General features: G+C 71.8%; 19 protein-coding genes and 1 riboswitch. Of the genes, 8 read left to right on the top strand and 11 right to left on the bottom strand.

Annotation, left to right across the window (positions count from 1 at the left end):
• Nucleotide 1: 1 nt before the first annotated feature.
• Nucleotides 2-177, bottom strand: a riboswitch (cyclic di-AMP (ydaO/yuaA leader).
• Nucleotides 178-384: 207 nt separating this feature from the next.
• The 3 genes from AB4Z14_RS17205 to AB4Z14_RS17195 all read right to left on the bottom strand — a co-directional run bounded on the left by AB4Z14_RS17205 (nucleotide 385) and on the right by AB4Z14_RS17195 (nucleotide 2,780).
• Nucleotides 385-1,080, bottom strand: a complete 696-nt coding sequence (locus AB4Z14_RS17205) for an iron dependent repressor, metal binding and dimerization domain protein (RefSeq protein WP_442276265.1) — start codon at nucleotides 1,078-1,080, stop codon at nucleotides 385-387.
• Between the two features lie 29 nt (nucleotides 1,081-1,109).
• On the bottom strand, nucleotides 1,110-2,363 hold the full coding sequence (locus AB4Z14_RS17200; protein WP_442276264.1) for an MFS transporter: 1,254 nt from the start codon (nucleotides 2,361-2,363) through the stop codon (nucleotides 1,110-1,112).
• Nucleotides 2,364-2,441: 78 nt separating this feature from the next.
• Nucleotides 2,442-2,780 (bottom strand): hypothetical protein, encoded by a 339-nt coding sequence (locus AB4Z14_RS17195; protein WP_442276263.1) that lies wholly within the window; start codon nucleotides 2,778-2,780, stop codon nucleotides 2,442-2,444.
• 33 nt (nucleotides 2,781-2,813) lie between these two features.
• Here AB4Z14_RS17195 and AB4Z14_RS17190 point away from each other — a divergent pair, with 33 nt between their 5' ends.
• Together AB4Z14_RS17190 and AB4Z14_RS17185 are read left to right on the top strand one after the other, a co-directional pair.
• On the top strand, nucleotides 2,814-3,968 hold the full coding sequence (locus AB4Z14_RS17190; protein ID WP_442276262.1) for a hypothetical protein: 1,155 nt from the start codon (nucleotides 2,814-2,816) through the stop codon (nucleotides 3,966-3,968).
• Entirely contained in the window at nucleotides 3,965-4,312 is a 348-nt protein-coding gene (locus AB4Z14_RS17185; RefSeq protein WP_442276261.1) for a hypothetical protein, read from the top strand. Before AB4Z14_RS17190 ends, AB4Z14_RS17185 begins: the two co-directional genes overlap by 4 nt.
• Nucleotides 4,313-4,506: 194 nt before the next feature.
• Here the strand turns inward: AB4Z14_RS17185 and pdxH are convergent, their stop codons facing one another.
• The gene (gene pdxH, locus AB4Z14_RS17180) at nucleotides 4,507-5,223 is read right to left on the bottom strand and encodes a pyridoxamine 5'-phosphate oxidase (protein ID WP_442276260.1); all 717 of its coding nucleotides are present in this window, start codon (nucleotides 5,221-5,223) and stop codon (nucleotides 4,507-4,509) included.
• A gap of 111 nt (nucleotides 5,224-5,334) precedes the next feature.
• Between pdxH and AB4Z14_RS17175 the strand changes: the two genes are divergently transcribed.
• A complete protein-coding gene (locus AB4Z14_RS17175) occupies nucleotides 5,335-5,739 on the top strand; it encodes a hypothetical protein (RefSeq protein WP_442276259.1) in 405 nt (134 codons plus the stop codon).
• Between the two features lie 40 nt (nucleotides 5,740-5,779).
• Here the strand turns inward: AB4Z14_RS17175 and AB4Z14_RS17170 are convergent, their stop codons facing one another.
• Complete coding sequence (locus tag AB4Z14_RS17170) at nucleotides 5,780-6,406, bottom strand: pentapeptide repeat-containing protein (protein WP_442276258.1); 627 nt, start codon at nucleotides 6,404-6,406, stop codon at nucleotides 5,780-5,782.
• 95 nt (nucleotides 6,407-6,501) lie between these two features.
• On the opposite strand from AB4Z14_RS17170, the gene AB4Z14_RS17165 reads away from it, so the two are divergent.
• On the top strand, nucleotides 6,502-7,623 hold the full coding sequence (locus tag AB4Z14_RS17165; protein WP_442276257.1) for a citrate synthase 2: 1,122 nt from the start codon (nucleotides 6,502-6,504) through the stop codon (nucleotides 7,621-7,623).
• Nucleotides 7,624-7,946: 323 nt separating this feature from the next.
• Complete coding sequence (locus AB4Z14_RS17160) at nucleotides 7,947-9,944, top strand: PQQ-dependent sugar dehydrogenase (protein WP_442276256.1); 1,998 nt, start codon at nucleotides 7,947-7,949, stop codon at nucleotides 9,942-9,944.
• A gap of 111 nt (nucleotides 9,945-10,055) precedes the next feature.
• Here AB4Z14_RS17160 and AB4Z14_RS17155 read toward each other — a convergent pair whose 3' ends face one another.
• Nucleotides 10,056-10,955: a hypothetical protein gene (locus tag AB4Z14_RS17155; protein ID WP_442276255.1), complete on the bottom strand. Its 900-nt coding sequence runs from the start codon at nucleotides 10,953-10,955 to the stop codon at nucleotides 10,056-10,058.
• 323 nt (nucleotides 10,956-11,278) lie between these two features.
• Here AB4Z14_RS17155 and serC point away from each other — a divergent pair, with 323 nt between their 5' ends.
• Complete coding sequence (gene serC / locus AB4Z14_RS17150; RefSeq protein ID WP_442276277.1) at nucleotides 11,279-12,403, top strand: phosphoserine transaminase; 1,125 nt, start codon at nucleotides 11,279-11,281, stop codon at nucleotides 12,401-12,403.
• 153 nt (nucleotides 12,404-12,556) lie between these two features.
• The gene (locus tag AB4Z14_RS17145) at nucleotides 12,557-13,903 is read left to right on the top strand and encodes a lytic transglycosylase domain-containing protein (protein WP_442276254.1); all 1,347 of its coding nucleotides are present in this window, start codon (nucleotides 12,557-12,559) and stop codon (nucleotides 13,901-13,903) included.
• A gap of 85 nt (nucleotides 13,904-13,988) precedes the next feature.
• Here the strand turns inward: AB4Z14_RS17145 and AB4Z14_RS17140 are convergent, their stop codons facing one another.
• The 4 genes from AB4Z14_RS17140 to AB4Z14_RS17125 all read right to left on the bottom strand — a co-directional run bounded on the left by AB4Z14_RS17140 (nucleotide 13,989) and on the right by AB4Z14_RS17125 (nucleotide 18,202).
• A complete protein-coding gene (locus AB4Z14_RS17140) occupies nucleotides 13,989-14,549 on the bottom strand; it encodes a ferritin (RefSeq protein ID WP_442276253.1) in 561 nt (186 codons plus the stop codon).
• 222 nt (nucleotides 14,550-14,771) lie between these two features.
• Nucleotides 14,772-16,058, bottom strand: coding sequence for an MFS transporter (locus AB4Z14_RS17135; RefSeq protein WP_442276252.1), 1,287 nt, complete (start codon nucleotides 16,056-16,058; stop codon nucleotides 14,772-14,774).
• Nucleotides 16,055-16,504, bottom strand: a complete 450-nt coding sequence (locus tag AB4Z14_RS17130) for a MarR family winged helix-turn-helix transcriptional regulator (protein ID WP_442276251.1) — start codon at nucleotides 16,502-16,504, stop codon at nucleotides 16,055-16,057. The genes AB4Z14_RS17135 and AB4Z14_RS17130 overlap by 4 nt, the downstream gene beginning before the upstream one ends.
• A 201-nt stretch (nucleotides 16,505-16,705) precedes the next feature.
• Complete coding sequence (locus tag AB4Z14_RS17125) at nucleotides 16,706-18,202, bottom strand: NCS2 family permease (RefSeq protein ID WP_442276250.1); 1,497 nt, start codon at nucleotides 18,200-18,202, stop codon at nucleotides 16,706-16,708.
• Nucleotides 18,203-18,260: 58 nt separating this feature from the next.
• On the opposite strand from AB4Z14_RS17125, the gene AB4Z14_RS17120 reads away from it, so the two are divergent.
• Nucleotides 18,261-18,545 carry a DUF2530 domain-containing protein gene (locus AB4Z14_RS17120; RefSeq protein WP_442276249.1) on the top strand — a complete coding sequence of 95 codons (285 nt, stop codon included), beginning with the start codon at nucleotides 18,261-18,263 and terminating at the stop codon, nucleotides 18,543-18,545.
• Nucleotides 18,546-18,641: 96 nt separating this feature from the next.
• Here AB4Z14_RS17120 and AB4Z14_RS17115 read toward each other — a convergent pair whose 3' ends face one another.
• Nucleotides 18,642-19,544, bottom strand: a complete 903-nt coding sequence (locus AB4Z14_RS17115; RefSeq protein WP_442276248.1) for a DUF3027 domain-containing protein — start codon at nucleotides 19,542-19,544, stop codon at nucleotides 18,642-18,644.

Genomic DNA, 19,544 nt, shown 5'->3' with positions numbered 1-19,544 from the left:
TTTGACCTCTCGACGCCTACGAGGTGAGCTGTCGGGTTCGGGCTGGAGGTACTGCCCGGCCTTCGCTCGGACCGGTCTCGGTCCACGGAGGGCTTCACCCCGAGGGCGTCTCTCGACGCCCGGAGAAAGTGGTTCCCCCGCTCCTGCCATGCGGTTCGTACTGAGCCTCAGGTCGATGGCAGGACTAGGCGGTCCGACCCGGGGCACTCACTCGACGGGGAGAGCAAGTTCGCCCACCGTACCCAAGTAGGAGTGCCTTGTCACCTTCGAGTTCCCGGAAGTCAAAGAAATTTCAGCGACCTCCGGAAGGGGCCGGACGAGGTGTGGCAAGGCCTGCCAAAACGACCCGGCAAACCGGGGCAAACCCTGCCGGATACGGCGTGTTCAGGCGGCCTGGCAGAAGACGTGGACGGCCACGTCGTCGGGCAGGGAGACGCCCGTGGACGGCTCGCTGCCCTCGCGGACGGCGACGACCCGTCCGCCGTCACGGACGACTTCGACGCGGGCGCCGGGCACGACGCCGGCACTCGTCAGCAGCGCGAGCGCCTCCGGGTCGACCTGGACGGGCTCACCGATGCGACGGATCGTCACCACCGTCGGCGCGACCCCCACGGCGGCGGTCAGGGTGCTGAGGCCGGTGAGGAAGTCCTCGTCCTGGCGCACCCCGAGCTCCTCGAGACCGGGGATGGGGTTGCCGTAGGGCGACTCGAGCCCCTCGCCGATGAGGCCGAGGATCTTGCGCTCGACCTTCTCGGACATGACGTGCTCCCAGCGGCAGGCCTCGTCGTGGGCGTACTCCCACTCGAGGCCGATGACGTCGACGAGCAGCCGCTCGGCGAGGCGGTGCTTGCGCATGACGCGGGTCGCGAGCAGCCGGCCGTGGTCGGACAGCTCGAGGTGACGGTCGCCCGAGACCGCGACGAGCCCGTCGCGCTCCATGCGGGCGACGGTCTGCGACACGGTGGGGCCCGAGTGGCCGAGACGCTCGGCGATGCGCGCGCGGAGGGGCACGATGCCCTCCTCCTCGAGCTCGAAGATGGTGCGCAGGTACATCTCGGTGGTGTCGATCAGGTCCGTCACGGTCATACCTTCTCAGAATCGTAGAGCGGTCAGGGACCGCCCGTGAGTGGCCCGGGCGTCGGCCCGGTCCTCGCGCGTCGGGTCGGGTCGTGCCGTGGCACCCAGATGCGCAGCCAGCCCGCCCCGACCACGGCACCCACGCCGAGCACGACGGAGGAGGCGCCGAGCGACATGATGGCGCTCAGCCCTGACAACGCCAGCGGGCCCGCTGCCCTTCCCACGTCCGCGCAGAGCCGCCAACCGCCGAGGAACTGCGCCCGTCCGTCCGCGGGCGAGGCGTCGGCGCCGAGGGTCATGATGAGCCCCGCCCCGAGGCCGTTGCCGAGACCGAGCACGGTCGCCGCGGCCGTCACGGCGACGAGGCTCGTGGCGAGCGGGAGCAGCATCATGCCGAGGCCGAGCACGAGCATGCTGGGCACGGCGGCCGCGACCCGGCCGTGGCGGTCCATGAGCCAGCCCGAGGGGTAGAAGAGGGCCATGTCGAGCGCCCCGGCGACCCCGAAGACGAGCGACGTCTGCGCCGGGGAGAAGCCGACCGACTCGGCCCACAGCGGCACGAGGGCCTCGCGGATGGCGCGCGCCCCGGCCACGCACATGGCACCGGTGCCGAGCGTCAGGAGGACGTGCCGGTGCTGGAGGAGCACGGACGCCACGCTGCGCGGCGGTCCGCCGCCCCCGATCCGATGCGCCGAGCCGGTGATGTCCGGCGCGAGCAGGACGAGGACGAACGCGGCGATGCTCGCGACGCCGCCGACGGCATACGCCGCCTCGGTCCCCCACCTGGCGATGACGAGCGATCCGATGAAGGGGCCGACGAAGTAGCCGATGCGGTGCACGCCACCCAACGTCGACAGGGCCCGTGCCCGCATCGCCACCGGAACCGCCTCGGTGAGGTAGGCCTGCCGGGCCAGGCCGAAGAGCGAGCCGGCGAGCCCGATGACGAGCACCCCGACGAAGAGCAAGACGAGACCGCCGGCCAGAGCCGCGACGAGCATGCCCATGGCCTCGATCACGGCCGCGACGAGCAGCGCCCGGCGCTCACCGATGCGGGCCGCGAGGGCACCGGACGGCAGGTCGCCGAGCAGCTGGCCCACGCCCAGCATCGCGACGAGCAGCGCCGCGACGCCGACCGAGGCGCCGAGCTCACGTGCCGACACCGCGATGATCGGGGACACCGCGCCCGCGCCCGTCGAGCCCAGGAGAGTGGGCCCGTAGGCCGACAGCGCGATGGCGCGCAGGCTGCCGCTGCGTCCCTCCGCGCCGTCCCCCTGAATCTCGGTCACGCCACAGGACCCTAACGATCGGGTTACTCGGGTGGCCGGGCCGACCAGCCGACGAAAGCATTGGCCCGTGGCCAGGACTCAGAGGACGAGCAGACCGATGGCGGTGGAGGCGGCGTTGGCGGCGACGACCGCCAGCGCCACCGTCATCGCGTCCTCGCGCGCCTGCACCCGCCACCCCGCGACGAGGAGCGCCGTCTCCCCGGCGGCGACGGCGACCTCCGCCCCCACGAGCTGCCACGGTGACCCGAAGCCCGTCGACACGGCATACAGCACGGGGTGGGTCACGATGTTGACGCCGACCGCGCCGACGAGCGCGCGGCCCCACCCGGCCCAGCCCGCTGCGCGCGCGAACGACACGAGCACGGGCACCTCGACGGCCAGCGTCAGCGCCAGGGCGTGCAGCGCAGCGGGGCTCACCTCGTGACCGCGCGGCCCCGAGCGGGCGGCTCCGTGACCGACGCGCCCGACCCGGCCGTCGCGGTGCATCGTTCGAGCACCATCACGCTCCTCGTGCTGGTGGCAGTCTGCCTCTCGCTCGCGATCGCCGTCGGGGCGCCGATCGCGACCGCCGTCATCGGCCTCATCCTCTTCGGCATCCTGCACAACCTCCTCGAGATCCGCTACGTCGCGGGCCGCTTCGCCAGCCTCCTCGGGCGGCCCTTCCTCGAGCTGCTCGCCGCACTCGTCACCGGCATCGTGGTCTGCCGGCTCCTCGCCGGTGTGGTCGGGCGGCCCGCGTTGCTCGCCGAGATCGTGCTCGGCTACGTCATCCTCGCGGCTGCCGCCCGTCACGGGCTCGACGGCCGGCGGCGGGTCGCCGCCTGGGTCCTCATCGGTGCCGCGGCTGCCGTCTCGTTGACCTTCCCGACGTACCACTTCGTCGTGCTGACCCACCTGCACAACGTCGTGCCGCTCTTCTTCCTCTGGGAGTGGTCGCGCCGGATCACCTCGCGTCGCGGGCGGCAGGCGTTCCGGGCCGTGCAGCTGCTGTGGGTCGTCGCCATCCCGGCGGTGGTCCTGCTCGGGTTCCTCGACGGGTGGCTCAGCGCCGACCCCGGCATCGTGCGCAGCGTCGTCGGCGACGGCCAGACCATCCTCGCCGCGAGCGCCCCGCCGAGCGCCGCGGCGACGGTGCTCGGGATGCGCTTCCTCACCGTCTTCGCCTTCATGCAGACGATGCACTACGTCGTGTGGGTGGCGCTGCTCCCCCGCGTCGCTCCGGACGCCTCGGCGGCCTTCGAGGCCCGCGTGCCGTGGGTGACCGGTCCGCGGCTGTGGGCCGTCGGCTTCGTCGCCGCCGCACTCTTCGCCGTCCTCTTCGGTCTCGACTTCGCCCAGGGCAAGACGTTGTATGCCGCCCTGGCGAGCTATCACGCCTACCTCGAGCTGCCCGTGCTGCTCGCCCTGCTCGTGGGCGCCCGCAGCCTGTCCTCGCCCTCCCGCTCGGCCGACCGCCGTGACGGCTCCGGCTCGGGGACCGGGCCGACCCCGCCGACCCCCACACCGCCGACGCCGCTCCCTCCGGCGGGCGGCGGGTCACGGGGCGCGGAGCTGAGGCCCGAGGCCACCGCGGCGGTCGCCCCGGACGCCGAGGTGGGGCCATGACGCTGCCCGTGTCTGTGGGACTGGCCGCGGCCCGGCCGATGGACGCCACGGCACCGCCGGACGCGGCCTGGGGCCCGATGGTCGTCGTGGCGCTGGTCCTCGTCGCAGTCGTGGCCGCGGTCGTCGCCTTCGCCCGGATCAGTCGACGTCGGACCAGCGCCGACGACCCGACCCGCAGCGATGCCGGCGCCGAAGCCGGCGCCGAAGCCGATGCCGGCGCAGGTGCTGGCGGCACGAGCGGCACGACGACCGACGACCCGCTGCCGACCGACCCGCAGCAGCACCGACCGGGGCAGCCCGGCGGTTCAGACGGCCCCGACGGCCCCGCCGGACAACCCTCGTAAAAGGTCTTGCCGCCCGTCAGACCCCGACGTACGGTCGTGACATCGAAACCGAAGGGAGGTGATCCGAGAAGTGATTTCTTCCGGAGCGTGTGAGGTGGCCACGCGATAGCCGCGTCCCCATCCACACCATGGATGAAGCAGGGCAGTCCGACTCGTCGGGCTGCCCTGTTCCGTGTCCGGGGTGTGGGCGGGACTCAGGGCTGGAGACGCAGCCGCGTCCACGAGTCGGCGTCGGCGAGGTCGCCGTCGCCCGTGCGGCGGAAGACGATCCGGTCGTGGAGGCGGTTGCGCCGCCCGGCCCAGAACTCGACCTCGTCGCAGACGATGCGCCACCCGCCCCAGAAGTCCGGCACCGGCACGTCGTGGTCGCTGCCCGTGTCGGGGAAGCGCTCGAGCACGTCCTGCCACTTGCGCTCGAGCTCGGCCCGGTCGGCGGCCGGGCGCGACTGGTCCGACGCCCAGGCCGACAGCCGCGAGCCGTAGGGCCGGGCGTCGAAGTAGGCCTCGACCTCGTCGCGGCCGACGAGCTCTGCCGTGCCCCGGAAGCGGATCGCGCGGTAGATGGCCGGCCAGGTCAGGGCCGCCGCGACACGAGGGTTGGACTGCAGGTGCTCGCTCTTGGCCGAGCCGAGGTTGGTCACGAAGCCCGGGCCGCGCTCGTCGAAGAAGCGCATGAGGACGGTGCGCACGTCCGGCGCGCCCGTCGCGTCGACGGTGGCCACCGAGATGGCGGTCGGCTCGGGCACGTCGTCGCGCTCCTCGGCCGCCGTGAGCGCGGCATCGACCCAGGCCCTGGCCTGCAGGTAGGGCGACGCGGCCACGTCAGACTCGACGAGGCCGTCGCCGGAGTAGTCGACGCGGCGTACGGCGGCAAGGCCCTCCCGGGCCGGCTCGCGAGATGAGCTGTCCATGACCCCACACTAGGGTTGGCCCGAGAAGGTCCGCGCGGACGTCAGGCCACGGCGCGCGCGGTCCCGGCGACAGCCCCGGCCCGTCCGGGGCGCTGTGAGGAGTCACCAACCATGGCAGGCAAGGGCAAGCTCGTCACCCAGACCGTCAAGCTCGGCATCAAGTACGGCCCCCAGATCTGGGTCGCCACGCAGGCGCTGCGCGAACCCGCCAAGGAGGCCGCCAACAAGGCGATCTCGAGCGAACGCGCCCGCCGCCAGGCGATGGCACACGCCAAGTCGCTCGCCGACGGCAGCATCCTCAAGGTCTACAAGGGCGACGTCGCCCACTGGGTCGTCTTCAGCGGTGACGAGGCGGTCGGCGTCCACCCCGAGACCGACATGCTGCTGTCGGCCCTCGTCGAGCGAGCCGACCGGACGAAGCGGATCCGGCCCGACGACAAGGTCAAGGCCACCGACCGCGCCAAGGACGCCGCCACCGCGGCGCTGCGTCGGGCCAAGCCCAACCAGATCAACTGACGCCCGCGCGGGGCCGCACCGTGCTCAGCCGCCCCTGCGCTCAGTCGGCGACGAGGATCCCGAGCTCGGCCGCGAACGCGTCAGCGAGGTCGATGACCTGCGGGCGGCTCATGGTCGCGCCCTTGAGCCCGGCGAGACCCACCGGCGAACGGAGCGTGGCCCCCGAGAGGTCGAGGGCGGCATACGTCCCGCGACCGAAGGTCGGTGACACGAGCGTGCACCCCTCGAAGGTCAGACCGTCGACGGTGGCCTCCTGGAGGTCGAGCTCGACGACGACGCAGTCGACGAAGGCGACGTCCTTGAGCCGGGCGCCGCGCAGGTTGAGGAAGTCGACCTTGCCGCCACGCACCGTGACGTCGCGCCACGTCGAGCCCCAGGCGGAGACCGCGGCCAGCCGGCACCCCTCGATGGTCGTCTCGACGAGGCTCGCCTCGGCCAGCGTCACGCCGACGCCGCCCACGCGCTCCCACTCGCACTCCGACCAGCGCGAGCCCCCGAGGTGCGCCTCGTCGAGCGTGCCGCCGAGCAGCGAGCACTCGAGGAACGAGTGGCCCTCGGCGTGGGCCCTCGTGAAGTCGGTGCCCTCGAAGCGGACCGCGTCGTGATGTTGGTCTCGGGTGGCGAACACGGCGTCACGAAACACGGTCTGGTCGGCGGCTGACGGCATACGGTGAGTCTGTCAGCCGGGACCGACGCCCACCGTCCGCATCCCGGCTGCGGCCTCCACACCGCGGTGGTACCGCCTGCACAGCAAGGACGCACATGGCAGACAGCACGCCCGACCCCGACTTCAAGCCAGGACTCGAGGGCGTCATCGCCTTCGAGTCGACCATTGCAGAGCCGGACAAGGAGGGTGGGGCGCTGCGCTACCGCGGCGTCGACATCAACGACCTCGTCGGGCACGTCGACTTCGCCCACGTGTGGGGCCTGCTCGTCGACAACGAGTTCGACCCCGGCCTGCCGCCGGCCGAGCCCTATCCCCTGCCCGTGCACACCGGGGACGTACGCGTCGACGTCCAGTCCGCGCTCGCCATGCTCGCCCCGGTGTGGGGCTTCAAGCCGACGCTCGACATCGACGCCGACGAGGTGCGCGACAACCTCGCCCGCGCCGCGGTCATGGCCCTGTCGTTCGTCGGGCAGTCGGCCCGAGGGCTCGACAAGCCGATGGTCCCGCAGAGCGAGGTCGACAAGGCCCGCACCATCACCGAGCGCTTCATGATCCGCTGGCGCGGCGAGCCCGACCCGAAGCACGTCGAGGCCGTCGACGCCTACTGGGTCTCCGCCGCCGAGCACGGCATGAACGCCTCGACGTTCACCGCCCGCGTCATCACCTCGACCGGCGCCGACGTCGCCGCCGCGCTCTCGGGCGCCGTCGGGGCGATGTCCGGTCCGCTCCACGGTGGTGCGCCCTCCCGCGTGCTCCACATGCTCGACGGGGTCGAGCAGCTGGGCGACGCGACGACCTACGTCAAGGGCGTCCTCGACAAGGGCGAGCGCCTCATGGGCTTCGGCCACCGCGTCTACCGTGCCGAGGACCCCCGCGCGCGCGTGCTGCGCTCCGCGTGCGAGCGCCTCGGTGCGCCCCGCTTCGAGGCCGCGGCCGCCCTCGAGAAGGCCGCGCTCGACGAGCTGCACGCCCGCCGGCCCGACCGGGTGCTCGCGACGAACGTCGAGTTCTGGGCCGCCGTCATCCTCGACTTCGCGGAGGTCCCGCCGTCGATGTTCACGCCGATGTTCACGTGTGCGCGCACGGCCGGATGGTCCGCGCACATCCTCGAGCAGAAGCAGACCGGCCGGCTCATCCGGCCGTCGTCGCGCTACATCGGCGAGGGTCCGCGCAAGCCCGAGGACGTCGCCGGCTGGACGCCCGACATCTCCCACTGACAGCGGGCCCACCCCGTCGAGTGGCCCCGTCGTCACACCCGGGACTGAGACCGATGCGACCGCCGGGGCCACGCGGCCACCCGAGTGAGCGCCTCGCACCAGTCGAGTGAGCGCGGCGTCCCAGGAGCGTGTGGCAGGTGGGACGACGGGGCCACTCGAGCGTGCGCTCACTCGAGTGGGACTCGGCGCTCACTCGAGTGGTGACCGGCACTGAGCGACGGTCGCCGCACCCGACGTCCCGCAGATCTCTCGACGCGCGGACCTGCCCGCTCGCGCGTAGCCTCGCGAGCAGAGCGAGCAGGTCACCGAGTCGGGGAGTCACCATGGTGCAGCGACTGCGAGTCCGAGGATCGATCGCCCTCGTCGGCGCCCTGGTCGCGGGAGGTGCGCTCGCCGTCCAGCCCACGGCCGAGGCGGCGCCGACGCTCCAGGTCACGACGGTCGTGTCCGGCCTCAGCTACCCGTGGGACATCACGTGGGTCGGCGACCTCATGCTGTACGACCTGCGCGCCGGACAGGTCTGGAGCAAGCGAGGCAGCAACGCCCCTCGACGCGTCGCCATCTCCGGCTTCCCCTCGCTGTACGTCAACAGCGAGGGCGGCCTGCTCGGCATGGTCTCCGACCCCGCCGCGGCCACGAACAAGCGCTTCTACACCTGCCAGGCCGTACGCGACTCGGCGGGCAACCCGCTCGACGTGCGCGTCCTGCGCTGGCGACTGATCGCCGACACCACCGCGGTCTCCGACGGGTCGCCGGTCGTCACGGGGCTGCCCGTCACGAGCGGTCGCCACTCCCGCTGCCGGCTGCGCTTCGGCGGTGACGGCAAGCTCTACGTCGGCACCGGCGACGCGGCCACGGGGACCAACCCGCAGAACCTCGGCTCGCTCGGCGGCAAGGTGCTCCGGGTCAACGCCAACGGCACGATCCCGACCGACAACCCCTTCTACTCCCGCGGTGGCAACGCCCGCTACGTCTGGAACTACGGGCACCGCAACATCCAGGGACTCGCCGTGCGGCCCGGCACGACCGAGCTGTGGTCGGCCGAGCACGGCACGAGCCGCGACGACGAGATCAACCTCTCGGTTCGCGGCGGCAACTACGGCTGGGACCCCGTGCCCGGCTACGACGAGACGACCCCGATGACCGACCTCGGCACGTTCCCGAGCGCCCGCGTCGCCATGTGGTCCTCGGGCGACCCGACCGTGGCGACGAGCGGTGCCACCTTCCTGCGCGGCTCCGCCTGGGGTGAGTGGCAGGGTGCTCTCGCCGTCGGCCTGCTCAAGGGCCAAGGCATCTACCTCATGCGCTTCAACCCGTCCCCCACGACGACCCGCCCCGCGACGGTGACCCGGATGGCGATCGCCCAGGGCTACGGCCGCATCCGCGCCGTACAGCTCGGGCCGGACGGGGCGCTGTGGTTCACGACCTCCAACGGCACCGACGACAAGATCGTCCGCATCACCCCGAGAGCCACGGTGCCGAGACGGTCCGGCGGCAGCCTCATCTCGCCCGTCGGCGTCACCGCTGCGCGCACCGGGTCGCAGGTCACGACCTTCATCCGCGGCACCAACGACGCCGTGTCGTTCAAGCGCAGCACCAACGACGGCGCCTCGTGGGGTTCCTGGATCTCGGCCGGCGTCACCTCCACCGATGCACCGTCCGCGACGAGCTCCCGCTCCGGACGCGTCGACCTCTTCACCCGCAACAGCGCGAGGCAGCTCGTCCACACGTGGTACCAGGACGGCATACGCAAGGGGTCGGCCAACCTCGGCGGCACCGTCGTCGCCCAGCACGGGGCCTCGCTCGGCAACGGGACGATGGACGTCTTCGCCGTCGCGACCACCGGATCGGCCTGGCGCAAGCACTTCGACGGCACGCGGTGGAGCGGCTGGATCTCGGCGGGCGGGGTCTTCACGTCGGGCCTGTCCGCGTCGGCGAACCCCGCGAGCGGCGGCATCCTCGTGACGGGCCGCGGCACCAACGGTGCGACCTACGAGCGGACCTTCTACCCGACGACCGCGACGAGCAGCTGGGTCCAGCGCGGCGACAACCTCGCGGCGTGGTCCGACCGCGCCCTCGGCGACGCCTGGCCCGGTCGAGCCCTCGTCGCGGTCGGCAACGGGGTCGACGGTCGCGCGGTCGTCCAGCGCGGCAGCCTCCTCGTCGGGACACCTCAGGCCTTCACGTCGGCCCCCGACGTCGTGACGCGCGCCGACGGCACGTTCCTGCTCTTCGGGCGAGGCTCGGGCGGCGAGCTGCGCGTCTACGACGGGCGGGTCGGCGCCTTCACGAGCACGTCGCTCGGCGGCATCGTCCGCTGACGCCCACCGGACCGGGGCGCACCCACGCGTGCGCGCGGGTCTCAGGAGTGCGCGATGCACCGCGCACTCCTGGGTTCAAGGCCCACCTCCGGGACGAGCGCACACCTGCGCTCACGCTGCCCAACGTCGCGAGTCGACGATGGCTGCCTGGGTGCGATCCCGGATGAGGGCGACGTCGTCGAGCTCGGCCCAGACGTAGCGCGCGAAGAACCACCCCTTGCGCCGCATGGCATCCTCGCGCCGCTTCTCCCCGAAGGCTGCGCGCTTGTCGGCGTACTTCTCGGCGCCGTCGAACTCGACGAGGACCCGCGTGCCGTCGATCCGGAAGTCCGCGTACCGATCCCCGACATCCGTGGCCACCTCGAACTGCGGCTCGAGCCGGTAGCCGAGTGCTCGCAGCCGGTGGCCGATGACGCTCTCCCCGGGAGACTCGATGCGGCTGTCCGCCTCTCGCAGGATCGCGCGGACCGGCCCGATCCCGCGACACCCCGCGAGCAGCTCGCAGGCTGCGGTGAGCTGCTCGGTGCTGACCAGCCCTCGATGCAGCGCGGCGTCGGCCGCCACGAGGGCGCTGAGCGGCACCCCCTCCAACCCGGCCTGCACGACACCGACCGCGGTCGCCACCCGGTCGTCCGAGGTGCCGTGCGCGACGCCGTATGCCGGGAGCGAGCGGTGGATCTTCACGTCGCGTCCGTGGCGCGTCGGGCCCACGCCGAGGCGCGTCAGGTGCACGGTCCCGAGGTCGAGCCGGTAGTCGGGCAGGCCCTGGGCGACGAGAAGGGACTGGTGGCTGATCAGAGACCGCCCCTCGAAGCGGTGCCAGGCCGCCACGGTGCGCAACCAGTGGAGGTCACGGGCGTCGCGGGGCGGGCGGACGGCATACCACCCGCGCAGCAGGGGGGTCAGCAGGCCGGCGCGCACGGCTCGCGCGACGGCAGCCGGGCCGTGGCCGGCAGCGCCCAGTCGGGCAGCGCTGACGACGTCGCGGTGGGCGAGCTGCTCGAGATCCATCGCCTCATCGTGGTGCGTCGGACGCCTCCGGCGCTCCGGGCCTGTGGACAGGGATGACACAGCACCCCGAGGGTGCGCGTTCTTGCCAGAGATGCACGTTCCAACGCGCACTCCTGGTGCGGGGGCGCATCTCCCGAACCACCGCGCACCCCGCCGCGCGCGCCGTGTGGGCGTCCACACATCGAGCAGCGATGTCCAAGGGGTGGGCACGTGAGGTTGAATGTCAACGGTGACAACGGCGTCATCCGACCTCAACACGTCCGCCACGAGCCCGTAACGTGGCCGCACTTCGCAAGGGTGAATCCGTGACCGAAGCACCAGCCGTGACCCAGCCCATCACCATCCCGGCCGAGCTCCTGCCTGCAGACGGACGGTTCGGCTCCGGACCCTCGAAGGTCCGTCCGGAGCAGATCGACTACCTCAGCTCCCTCGGTCGCACGGTGCTCGGCACGTCGCACCGCCAGGCACCGGTCAAGAACCTCGTCGGCGAGGTCCGCGCGGGTCTGCGCGAGCTCTTCTCCCTGCCCGACGGCTACGAGATCATCCTCGGCAACGGCGGCTCGACGGCGTTCTGGGACATCGCCGCCTTCGGCCTCGTCCGCGACCGCGCCCAGCACCTCGCCTTCGGGGAGTTCTCGAGCAAGTTCGGCAACGTCACGGCGGCGGCGCCCTTCCTCGGCGACCCGACGATCATCAAGGCCGACCCGGGCACGCTCGCCTCGCCGCGAGCCGAGGCGGGCATCGACGTCTACGCCTGGCCGCACAACGAGACCTCGACCGGCGTCATGGCCCCGGTCCAGCGCGTCGCGGGCGCCGACGACGACGCGCTCGTCCTCATCGACGCGACCTCCGGCGCCGGCGGCCTGCCCGTCGACATCACCCAGACCGACGTCTACTACTTCGCCCCGCAGAAGTGCTTCGCCTCCGACGGCGGCCTGTGGCTCGCGGCCTTCTCCCCCGCCGCGCTCGCCCGCGTCGACGAGATCGCCGCCTCCGGCCGCTGGGTCCCAGACTTCTTCAGCCTGCCGACCGCGGTCGACAACTCGCTGAAGAACCAGACCTACAACACCCCGGCCCTCTCGACGCTCGCGCTCATGAAGAGCCAGCTCGACTGGATGAACGGCAACGGCGGGCTCGAGTTCACGACCGGTCGCACCCAGGACTCCTCGAGCCGCCTCTACGGCTGGGCCGAGCAGACCGACTGGACGACGCCCTACGTCGCCGACCCGGCCGCTCGCTCGCAGGTCGTCGGCACCATCGACCTCGACGACTCCATCGACGCCGCCGCGGTGGCCAGCACGCTGCGCGCCAACGGCATCGTCGACGTCGAGCCCTACCGCAAGCTCGGCCGCAACCAGCTGCGCGTCGCGATGTTCCCGGCCGTCGACCCCGAGGACGTCACGAAGCTGACGCAGGCGATCGACCACGTGGTCGCTGCACTCGGCTGACCGACCGCGCGCGTCCCCAGAGGGCCAGCTCCCGTGTGCCGGGTGCTGGCCCTCGGCGCGCACGCCCGCTGTGAGCGCGTGACCTTTGGGTACGTCCCTCGTTGATCCGTGCAGACCGCCAAAGGAGGCGGCCGTCGCATCCGAGGAGTCACCATGGTCCGCATCGTCCGCGCAGGCACCACCGCGCGCCGGGTCGCTGCAGCCGTGCCGGTCATCGCCCTGGCGACCGCCGGCATCGCCTTCGCCGCCACCCGCGGCAGCGACACCGTCGCACCGACGTCGGCGATCACCGTGCCCGACCAGGCCATCACCGGGGGCAGCCCGCTCTACCCGCAGGCCGGCCCGGCGCCCGCGCCGATGCAGCTGCCCCCGATCTACCAGACCTTCACCCAGGACTACGCCCGCGTGAACGTGGCCGGGCCGGCCAAGGGCGCGATCTCGGCGATCGACTCGCTCGCGCCGGTCCGCCTGGACGCGAACGGCATACCCGCGGTGGCCGTCACGGCCTACCAGCGCGCGGCCGGCGTCCTCGGCAGCATCAAGCCCGGGTGCGGCATCGACTGGGCCCTGCTCGGGGCCATCGGCCGCGTCGAGAGCAACCACGCGCGCTTCGGCGGCAACGTCCTCGACGCGAGCGGCATCGCCCGGCCCGGCATCATCGGCATCCCGCTCGACGGGTCCCGCGGCACGGCCCGCATCACCGACACCGACGGCGGTGCCCTCGACCGCGACACGACGTTCGACCGCGCCGTCGGCCCGATGCAGTTCATCCCGACGTCGTGGTCCATGGCGGGCCGTGACGGTGACGGCGACGGGGTCGCCAACCCGCAGAGCCTGACCGACGCGACCACCGGCGCGGGCGTCCTGCTCTGCTCGGGCGGCACCGACCTGCGCAAGCCCGGTGCGGCCTACGACGCCGTGCTGCGCTACAACCACTCCGACTCCTACGTGCGCACGGTGCTGTCCATCGCCGACGCGTACCGCCGCGGCGTGGCCGTGGTCCCGATGAGCGCGATCCCCGCCGCCCGCCCCGCTGCCGGGAGCGGCTCGGCCACCCCCGAGGGCTCGGGCTTCGCGTATGCCGGTTCGCCGGCTCCCCGTTCGACGGCTTCGCCGAGCGCACGCCCCACACCGAGCTCCTCGGCGAAGCCGTCACCCGCACCGTCCAGCACCTCGAAGCCCTCGGCGTCACCGAAGCCGTCGGCGTCGCCCAAGCCGGCCCCGAAGCCGAAGCCCGGCGCGCCTGGCCTGCCGATCCCGCGGCCGTCGGGCCCCGGCGTCCCACTCCCATCGGTCACGGTGCCGCTCCCGCCCGTGCCGAAGGTGCCCGTGCCGACCCTGCCGGCCGAGATCGTGCGGCTGCTCGCCCTGCCGCACCTGCCGCTGCTGAGCGGCGACCCCAAGGACCTCGTCCGGGTGCTCGACCCGCTCACTGCGAAGGTCGTCTGCGTCCTCGACACCAAGGTCGTGACGTGTCCCACCGGAGGTCTGCTCGGCTGAACGACCCCGTCGGGCGAGCAGCACCCCTTACCGCGAGAGCGGCCGCCCGTCCGGGCGGCCGCTCTCGTCGTCTCGGCGGCAGGCGTCAGCCGCGCGTTACGGGGCGACCGCCGGCGCCGGCGCCGGCGCCGGCGATGGGCGGCGCGGAGGCGTCGGCCTCCTCGCTGCTGGCCTCGCGGCGGAGGTACTCCTCGATGTTCTCGACGTCGGCGCGGTTGCGCCCGACGACGGTCAGCAGGTCGGACATCGAGCTGACCTCCTCGACCTGCTCCCTGATGAACCACTGCATGAACTGGTCGGACGCGAAGTCGTGCTCCTCGCGGGCGACGGCGGTCAGCGCGTTGATCTGGTCGCTGACGCGCTTCTCCTGGACCAGGGCGAGTTCGACGGGCTCGACGATGTCGGCGAAGGTGTTGGTCGGCGCGGCCACGCCCGGAATCGCCACCGTCGAGTCGGTGTCCAAGAGGTACTGGACCATCATCATCGCGTGGTCGCGCTCCTCGACCGCCTGACGGTAGAAGAGCGCTGCCATCTGCGGCATCGTCAGGGTGTCGTAGTAGACCGCGATCGCGACGTACTGCTGGTGGGCGGCGTACTCGTGGCCGATCTGCTCGTTGAGCAGGTCGACGAACCTCTGGGCGGCCATGGTGGCTCCTCCGCGCTGGTCTCGACGGGTGGGGCAGACGCCCATCCTAGGGACGCGGTCCGGTCCCGTCGGCGCCCGCCCACACGTCGGTCCGGACGGTAGAGGCACCCGGCCCGGGTCGGCCTCGCCCGACGGCTCAGCGGTTGACGAACGCGGCGATGACGGCGATGGCGATGAAGAGCACGAGCGCCGCGACCGTGATGCGGTGGCGGAACTTGAAGTTCACTTGGTCACCTCGGGGGCCGAGGGCACCACCGAGGCCAGCTGGATCCGGAGTCGGGGGCGCCGCTGGGTCTGGATGGTCACCGCGACATTCTGCCGACGTGCGACCCAGAGTCCAACCGCGGCGAGGCTGAGGCCGACCGCGATGGTCCCGATGGCGATCGTCCAGCGGGGTCCCCAGACGTCACCGATCCACCCGATGACGGGCGCGCCGATGGGCGTGCCCCCCATGAAGATCGCCATGTAGAGGGCCATGACCCGTCCCCGCATCACCGGGTCGACGCTGACCTGGACCATGGCGTTGGCCGTGGTGAGCGCGGTCAGGGCGGCGAGGCCGGTCGGCACGAGGATGACGGCGAACATGACGTAGTTCGGCGCCGTCGAGAGGAAGGCCGTCGACACCGTGAAGCCGGCGAGGGCGACGAGGAGGACCCGCATCCGGGGCCGGGCGCGACGCGCCGAGAGCAGGGCGGCGGTCAGGGAGCCGACGGCCATGATCGAGCCGAGCAGGCCGTACTCCCCCGGACCCTTGTCGAAGACCTTGGTGGCCATGAGCGCCATCGTCAGCTGGAAGTTCATCCCGAACGTCCCGAGCACGAAGACGAGCGCCATGATGAGCACGAGGTCGGGCCGTCCCTTGACGTAGCGCAGACCCTCACGGATCTGCCCCTTGCCTCGGGCCCTGGGCGACGGCGTCAGCAGGCTGGTGTTCATCCGCAGGAGCGCCACGAGGACGAAGACGAAGGTCGCGGCGTTCACGTAGAGCGCGGGCGCGATGCCGAACCACGCGATGACGAGGCCGGCGACGGCGGGCCCGACGAGCCGGCCGAGGTTGAACGAGGCACTGTTGAGCGCGACGGCGTTGGGCAGGTGCTCGGTGTCGACCATCTCGGAGACGAACGTCTGCCGGGCCGGGTTGTCGACGGCCGTCGCCACGCCCTGGAGGAAGGCGAGCGCGTAGACGTGCCACAGCTCGACGACCCCGGCCGCGGTGAGCACGGCGAGCAGCAGGGCGGTGACGAGCAGCGCCGTCTGGGTGAGGAAGAGGATGCGCCGCTTGGGGAAGCGGTCGACGAGCATCCCCGCGAACGGCGCGAGGATGAGGAAGGGCAGGAACTGCAGTCCCGTGACGATGCCGAGCGCCGTCGAGGATTGGTCGGTGAGGACGGTGAGGACGAGCCAGTCCTGGGCCACGCGCCCCATCCACGTGCCGACGTTGGAGACGATCGCGCCGGAGGCGTAGATGCGGTAGTTCGGGATCGAGAGGGAGTGGAAGGTGGGGCTCATTCGCTGGCCACCTTGGCTAGCACCGCGGCGGCCCGCTGGAGCAGCTCGCGCTCGTCGTCGGTGAGCTGCTCGAAGCGCGACAGCATCCACTCGTCGCGGTGCTTCCGGATCCGCTTGAGCGCCTTGCGGCCCTCGGGGGTCAGCGACAGGATCACCTGTCGGCCGTCGGTGGGGTCGTCGGCCCGGGCGACGTAGCCGCGCTCGACGAGCATATTGGTCGTGCGCTTCATGCTCGGGGCGGACACGCGCTCGATGTCGGCCAGCTCGCTGTTGGTGCGGGCCGTGGCCTCGAGGCGGCAGAGCACGGAGAACTGGTGCGGGGGCAGCTCACGGTCGGACTCGAAACGGACTCGCCGCGAGATGCGCATGCAGGCGAGTCGGATGTCGTTGGAGAGCGAGACGAGCTCGGCTCTGGAGAGCCGGATGACGGGGTTCTTGGCAGTCAAGGGCGGATCCTCGGAAGTGCAGTCTGGTGGTACTTAGCCTAACTCATTACCTCTGCTAACCATTCCCAACCCTGGACAGAACGGGCACGCACAGATCCACAGGCCCGACGCGTGAAGGCCCCCTCCCGAGCGGGAGGAGGCCTTCACGGCATACGTGCTCTGGTGTGGTGTGGAGCGAACCGCCTTGTGCGGCAGCGTCACTCAGGTGAGCATCGACTCCAGTGGCGCCTTGATGAAGTAGACGACGAAGAAGGCGGCGACGATCCACAGCAGCGGGTGGATCTCGCGGCGCTTGCCACGAGCCATCTTGACGAGCACCCAGGCGATGAAGCCGGCGCCGATGCCGACGGTGATGTTGTAGGTGAACGGCATGAGCACGATGGTGAGGAAGGCCGGCAGGGCGACCTCCATGTCGTCCCAGTCGATGTTCTTGACCTGGGTCATCATGAGGAAGCCGACGATGACGAGCGCCGGGGCCGCCGCCTCGGACGGCACGACGGCGAAGAGCGGAGCGAGGAAGGTCGCGAGCAGGAAGAGCACGCCGGTCACGACCGACGCGAGGCCGGTGCGGGCACCCTCCTCCACGCCGGACGCGGACTCGATGTAGGACGTGTTGCTGCTGACGCCACCGGCGCCACCCGCGATCGCGGCGACCGAGTCGACGACGAGGATGCGGTCGGTGTGCGGCGGGTTGCCGTCCTCGTCGAGGAGCTTGGCCTCGGTGCCGATCGCGACGACGGTGCCCATCGTGTCGAAGAAGTCGGCGAGCAGGAGCGAGAAGACGAACATGACGGCCGTGACGACGCCGATCTTCTCGAACGAGCCGAGCAGGCTGAACTGGCCGAGGATCCCGAGGTCCGGGGTGTTGGTGATCGAGTCGGGCAGCTTCGGCACGGTGAGGGCCCACGCCGACGGGTTGGTCAGGGCGCCCTTGTCGTCGAAGACCCGCGGGCCGATGCTGAAGATCGCCTCGAGCAGCATCGCGAGGACGGTCGCCGCGACGATGCCGATGAGGATCGCGCCCTTGACCTTGCGGATGAGCAGGACCGCGATGAGGAAGACGCCGACGACGAAGACGAGGGTCGGCCAGCCGTCGAGGCTACCGCCGATGCCGAGCTCGCTCGGGACCGATCCGGGGGTCGTGGGACGGCGCGCGAAGCCCGCGTCGATGACGCCGATGTAGGCGATGAAGAGGCCGATGCCGACGGAGATCGCGACCTTGAGCGGTCCCGGGATCGCTTTGAAGACCGCCTTGCGGAAGCCGGTCAGCACGAGCACGAGGATGATGACGCCCTCGATGACGACGAGGCCCATGAGGTCGGCGAAGGTGATCTTGTCGGCCGAGTGGGTGATGACCATGCCGGTGATGAGGCCGTTGATGCCGAGCCCCGCAGCGAGCGCGATCGGGAAGTTCGCGACCAGCCCCATGAGGATCGACATGACGCCGGCGATGACCGCCGTGCCGACCGCGACGAGGAGCTTGCTCTCGGTCAGGTCGGTCGTACCACCGATCATGGTGCCCGAGCCGTCGACGACGCCCGAGAGGATGATGGGGTTGAGGACCACGATGTAGACCATCGTGAAGAAGGTGACGAAGCCGCCCCGGACCTCGCGAGCGACGGTCGACCCGCGCTCGGTGATCTTGAAGAAGCCGTCGAGCCCGGTCAGTGTGGGCGCTTTGCGTGTATCCGTCGACATGGCGCACACCCTAGTGGCGGCGCGTTTCGTGTGTGTGACGAGACCCTAGGCTGTCCACGTGACCGACGAGACCACCCCCGACGTGCCGGCCGACGTGCCGACCGACGCGTCCGAGCCGACGACGCCGGAGCAGATCGCGCCGCTGCCCGTGCCGATGCTGCGGATCATCGAGGTCGGGCTCGCGGCGTGGGTCGTGGCCCTCGTCGTCATCCTCGCCGTGCCCGCCCTCCACGAGGGTGACCGCGACTGGTGGCCGTGGACGTGCGTGGCCGGCTTCGTGCTCGGCGCGATCGGCTGGGTCTACGTGTGGCGCGGTCGCGGCAACGCGAGCGACGCCGCCTGAACCGCCCCACCGCCAGCCCCACCACCTCACCCACCGCCCCGGGAAACGCACGAACCACCCGGGTATGCCGGGTGGTTCGTCCGTGCGCGGGCGCGGTCAGTCGGTGACGGGGTCGTCCGAGCCGTGCGACTCCTCGGCCGGAGCCTGCTCGTCGGCAGGCCGCCCGGCCTGCTCGGAATCGTCCTGGCTCGACTCGTCCTCAGCCTGATCGGACCGGTCGGCCTGGTCCTCGTCGTCCCGCTCGACGCGCTCGGCCGGCTCGAGGTCGACCGCGAACTCGTCGACGATCGGCTCCCCGATCGGCGTCGGCTCGGGGTGGTCCAGGTCGGTCTCGGAGTGGGCCCCGCAGCCGTGGTCGAGCGAGACGACCCGGCCGTCGGACGGGCTCCACTCGTTGGCGCACACCCCGAACGTCGCGCGCAGGGCGCCGGCCATCGGCAGGAAGTAGCCGCACGTCGTGCAGTGCTCGGTGGCCTTCGTCGCGATCTCGGCGGTCGGGCCGTGGTCGCCCTCATACCAGCGGCTCGCCGCGACCTCCCGCCCCTCGGCGGAGAGCACGCGCGGACGTCCGAGCCCGAGCTCGAAGAAGGCCATCTGGTCGACGTCCTCCTCGCCCGTGGCCTCGAAGCCGGCCTCGAGGTTGGGGTCGTCGGGGCGGAAGGGCAGCACGTCGCCGGCGCCGAGGTCTCCGGGAGCCAGCCGGTCGGCATACGGCAGCCACTCGGGGGCGAGGACGGCGTCGGGACCGGGCAGCAGGTTGGTCTCGCAGACCGTCGCCACCTTGGCGCGCGACACCCGGGCGACACTGACGCCCCAGCGCCAGCCGCGGTAGCCCGGCGACGTGCACTCGAACCAGTGCATGCCGAGGCGCTCCTCGAGCAGGTCCATGCCGAGGTGCGCGCCGATGGTTCCAGGCTCGGCGACGTCCTCGAGGACGCTGCGGGCGAGGTCGGACGCGGCCAGCAGCACGGCGTCCGTCTTGGGGGCGGTGACGGTCAT

It is taken from the genome of Terrabacter sp. 2TAF16 (assembly GCF_052115065.1).
Lineage (GTDB): Bacteria > Actinomycetota > Actinomycetes > Actinomycetales > Dermatophilaceae > Terrabacter.
Note: the sequence above shows the minus strand (reverse complement) of the source record. Positions and strands in the feature narration are given on the sequence as shown.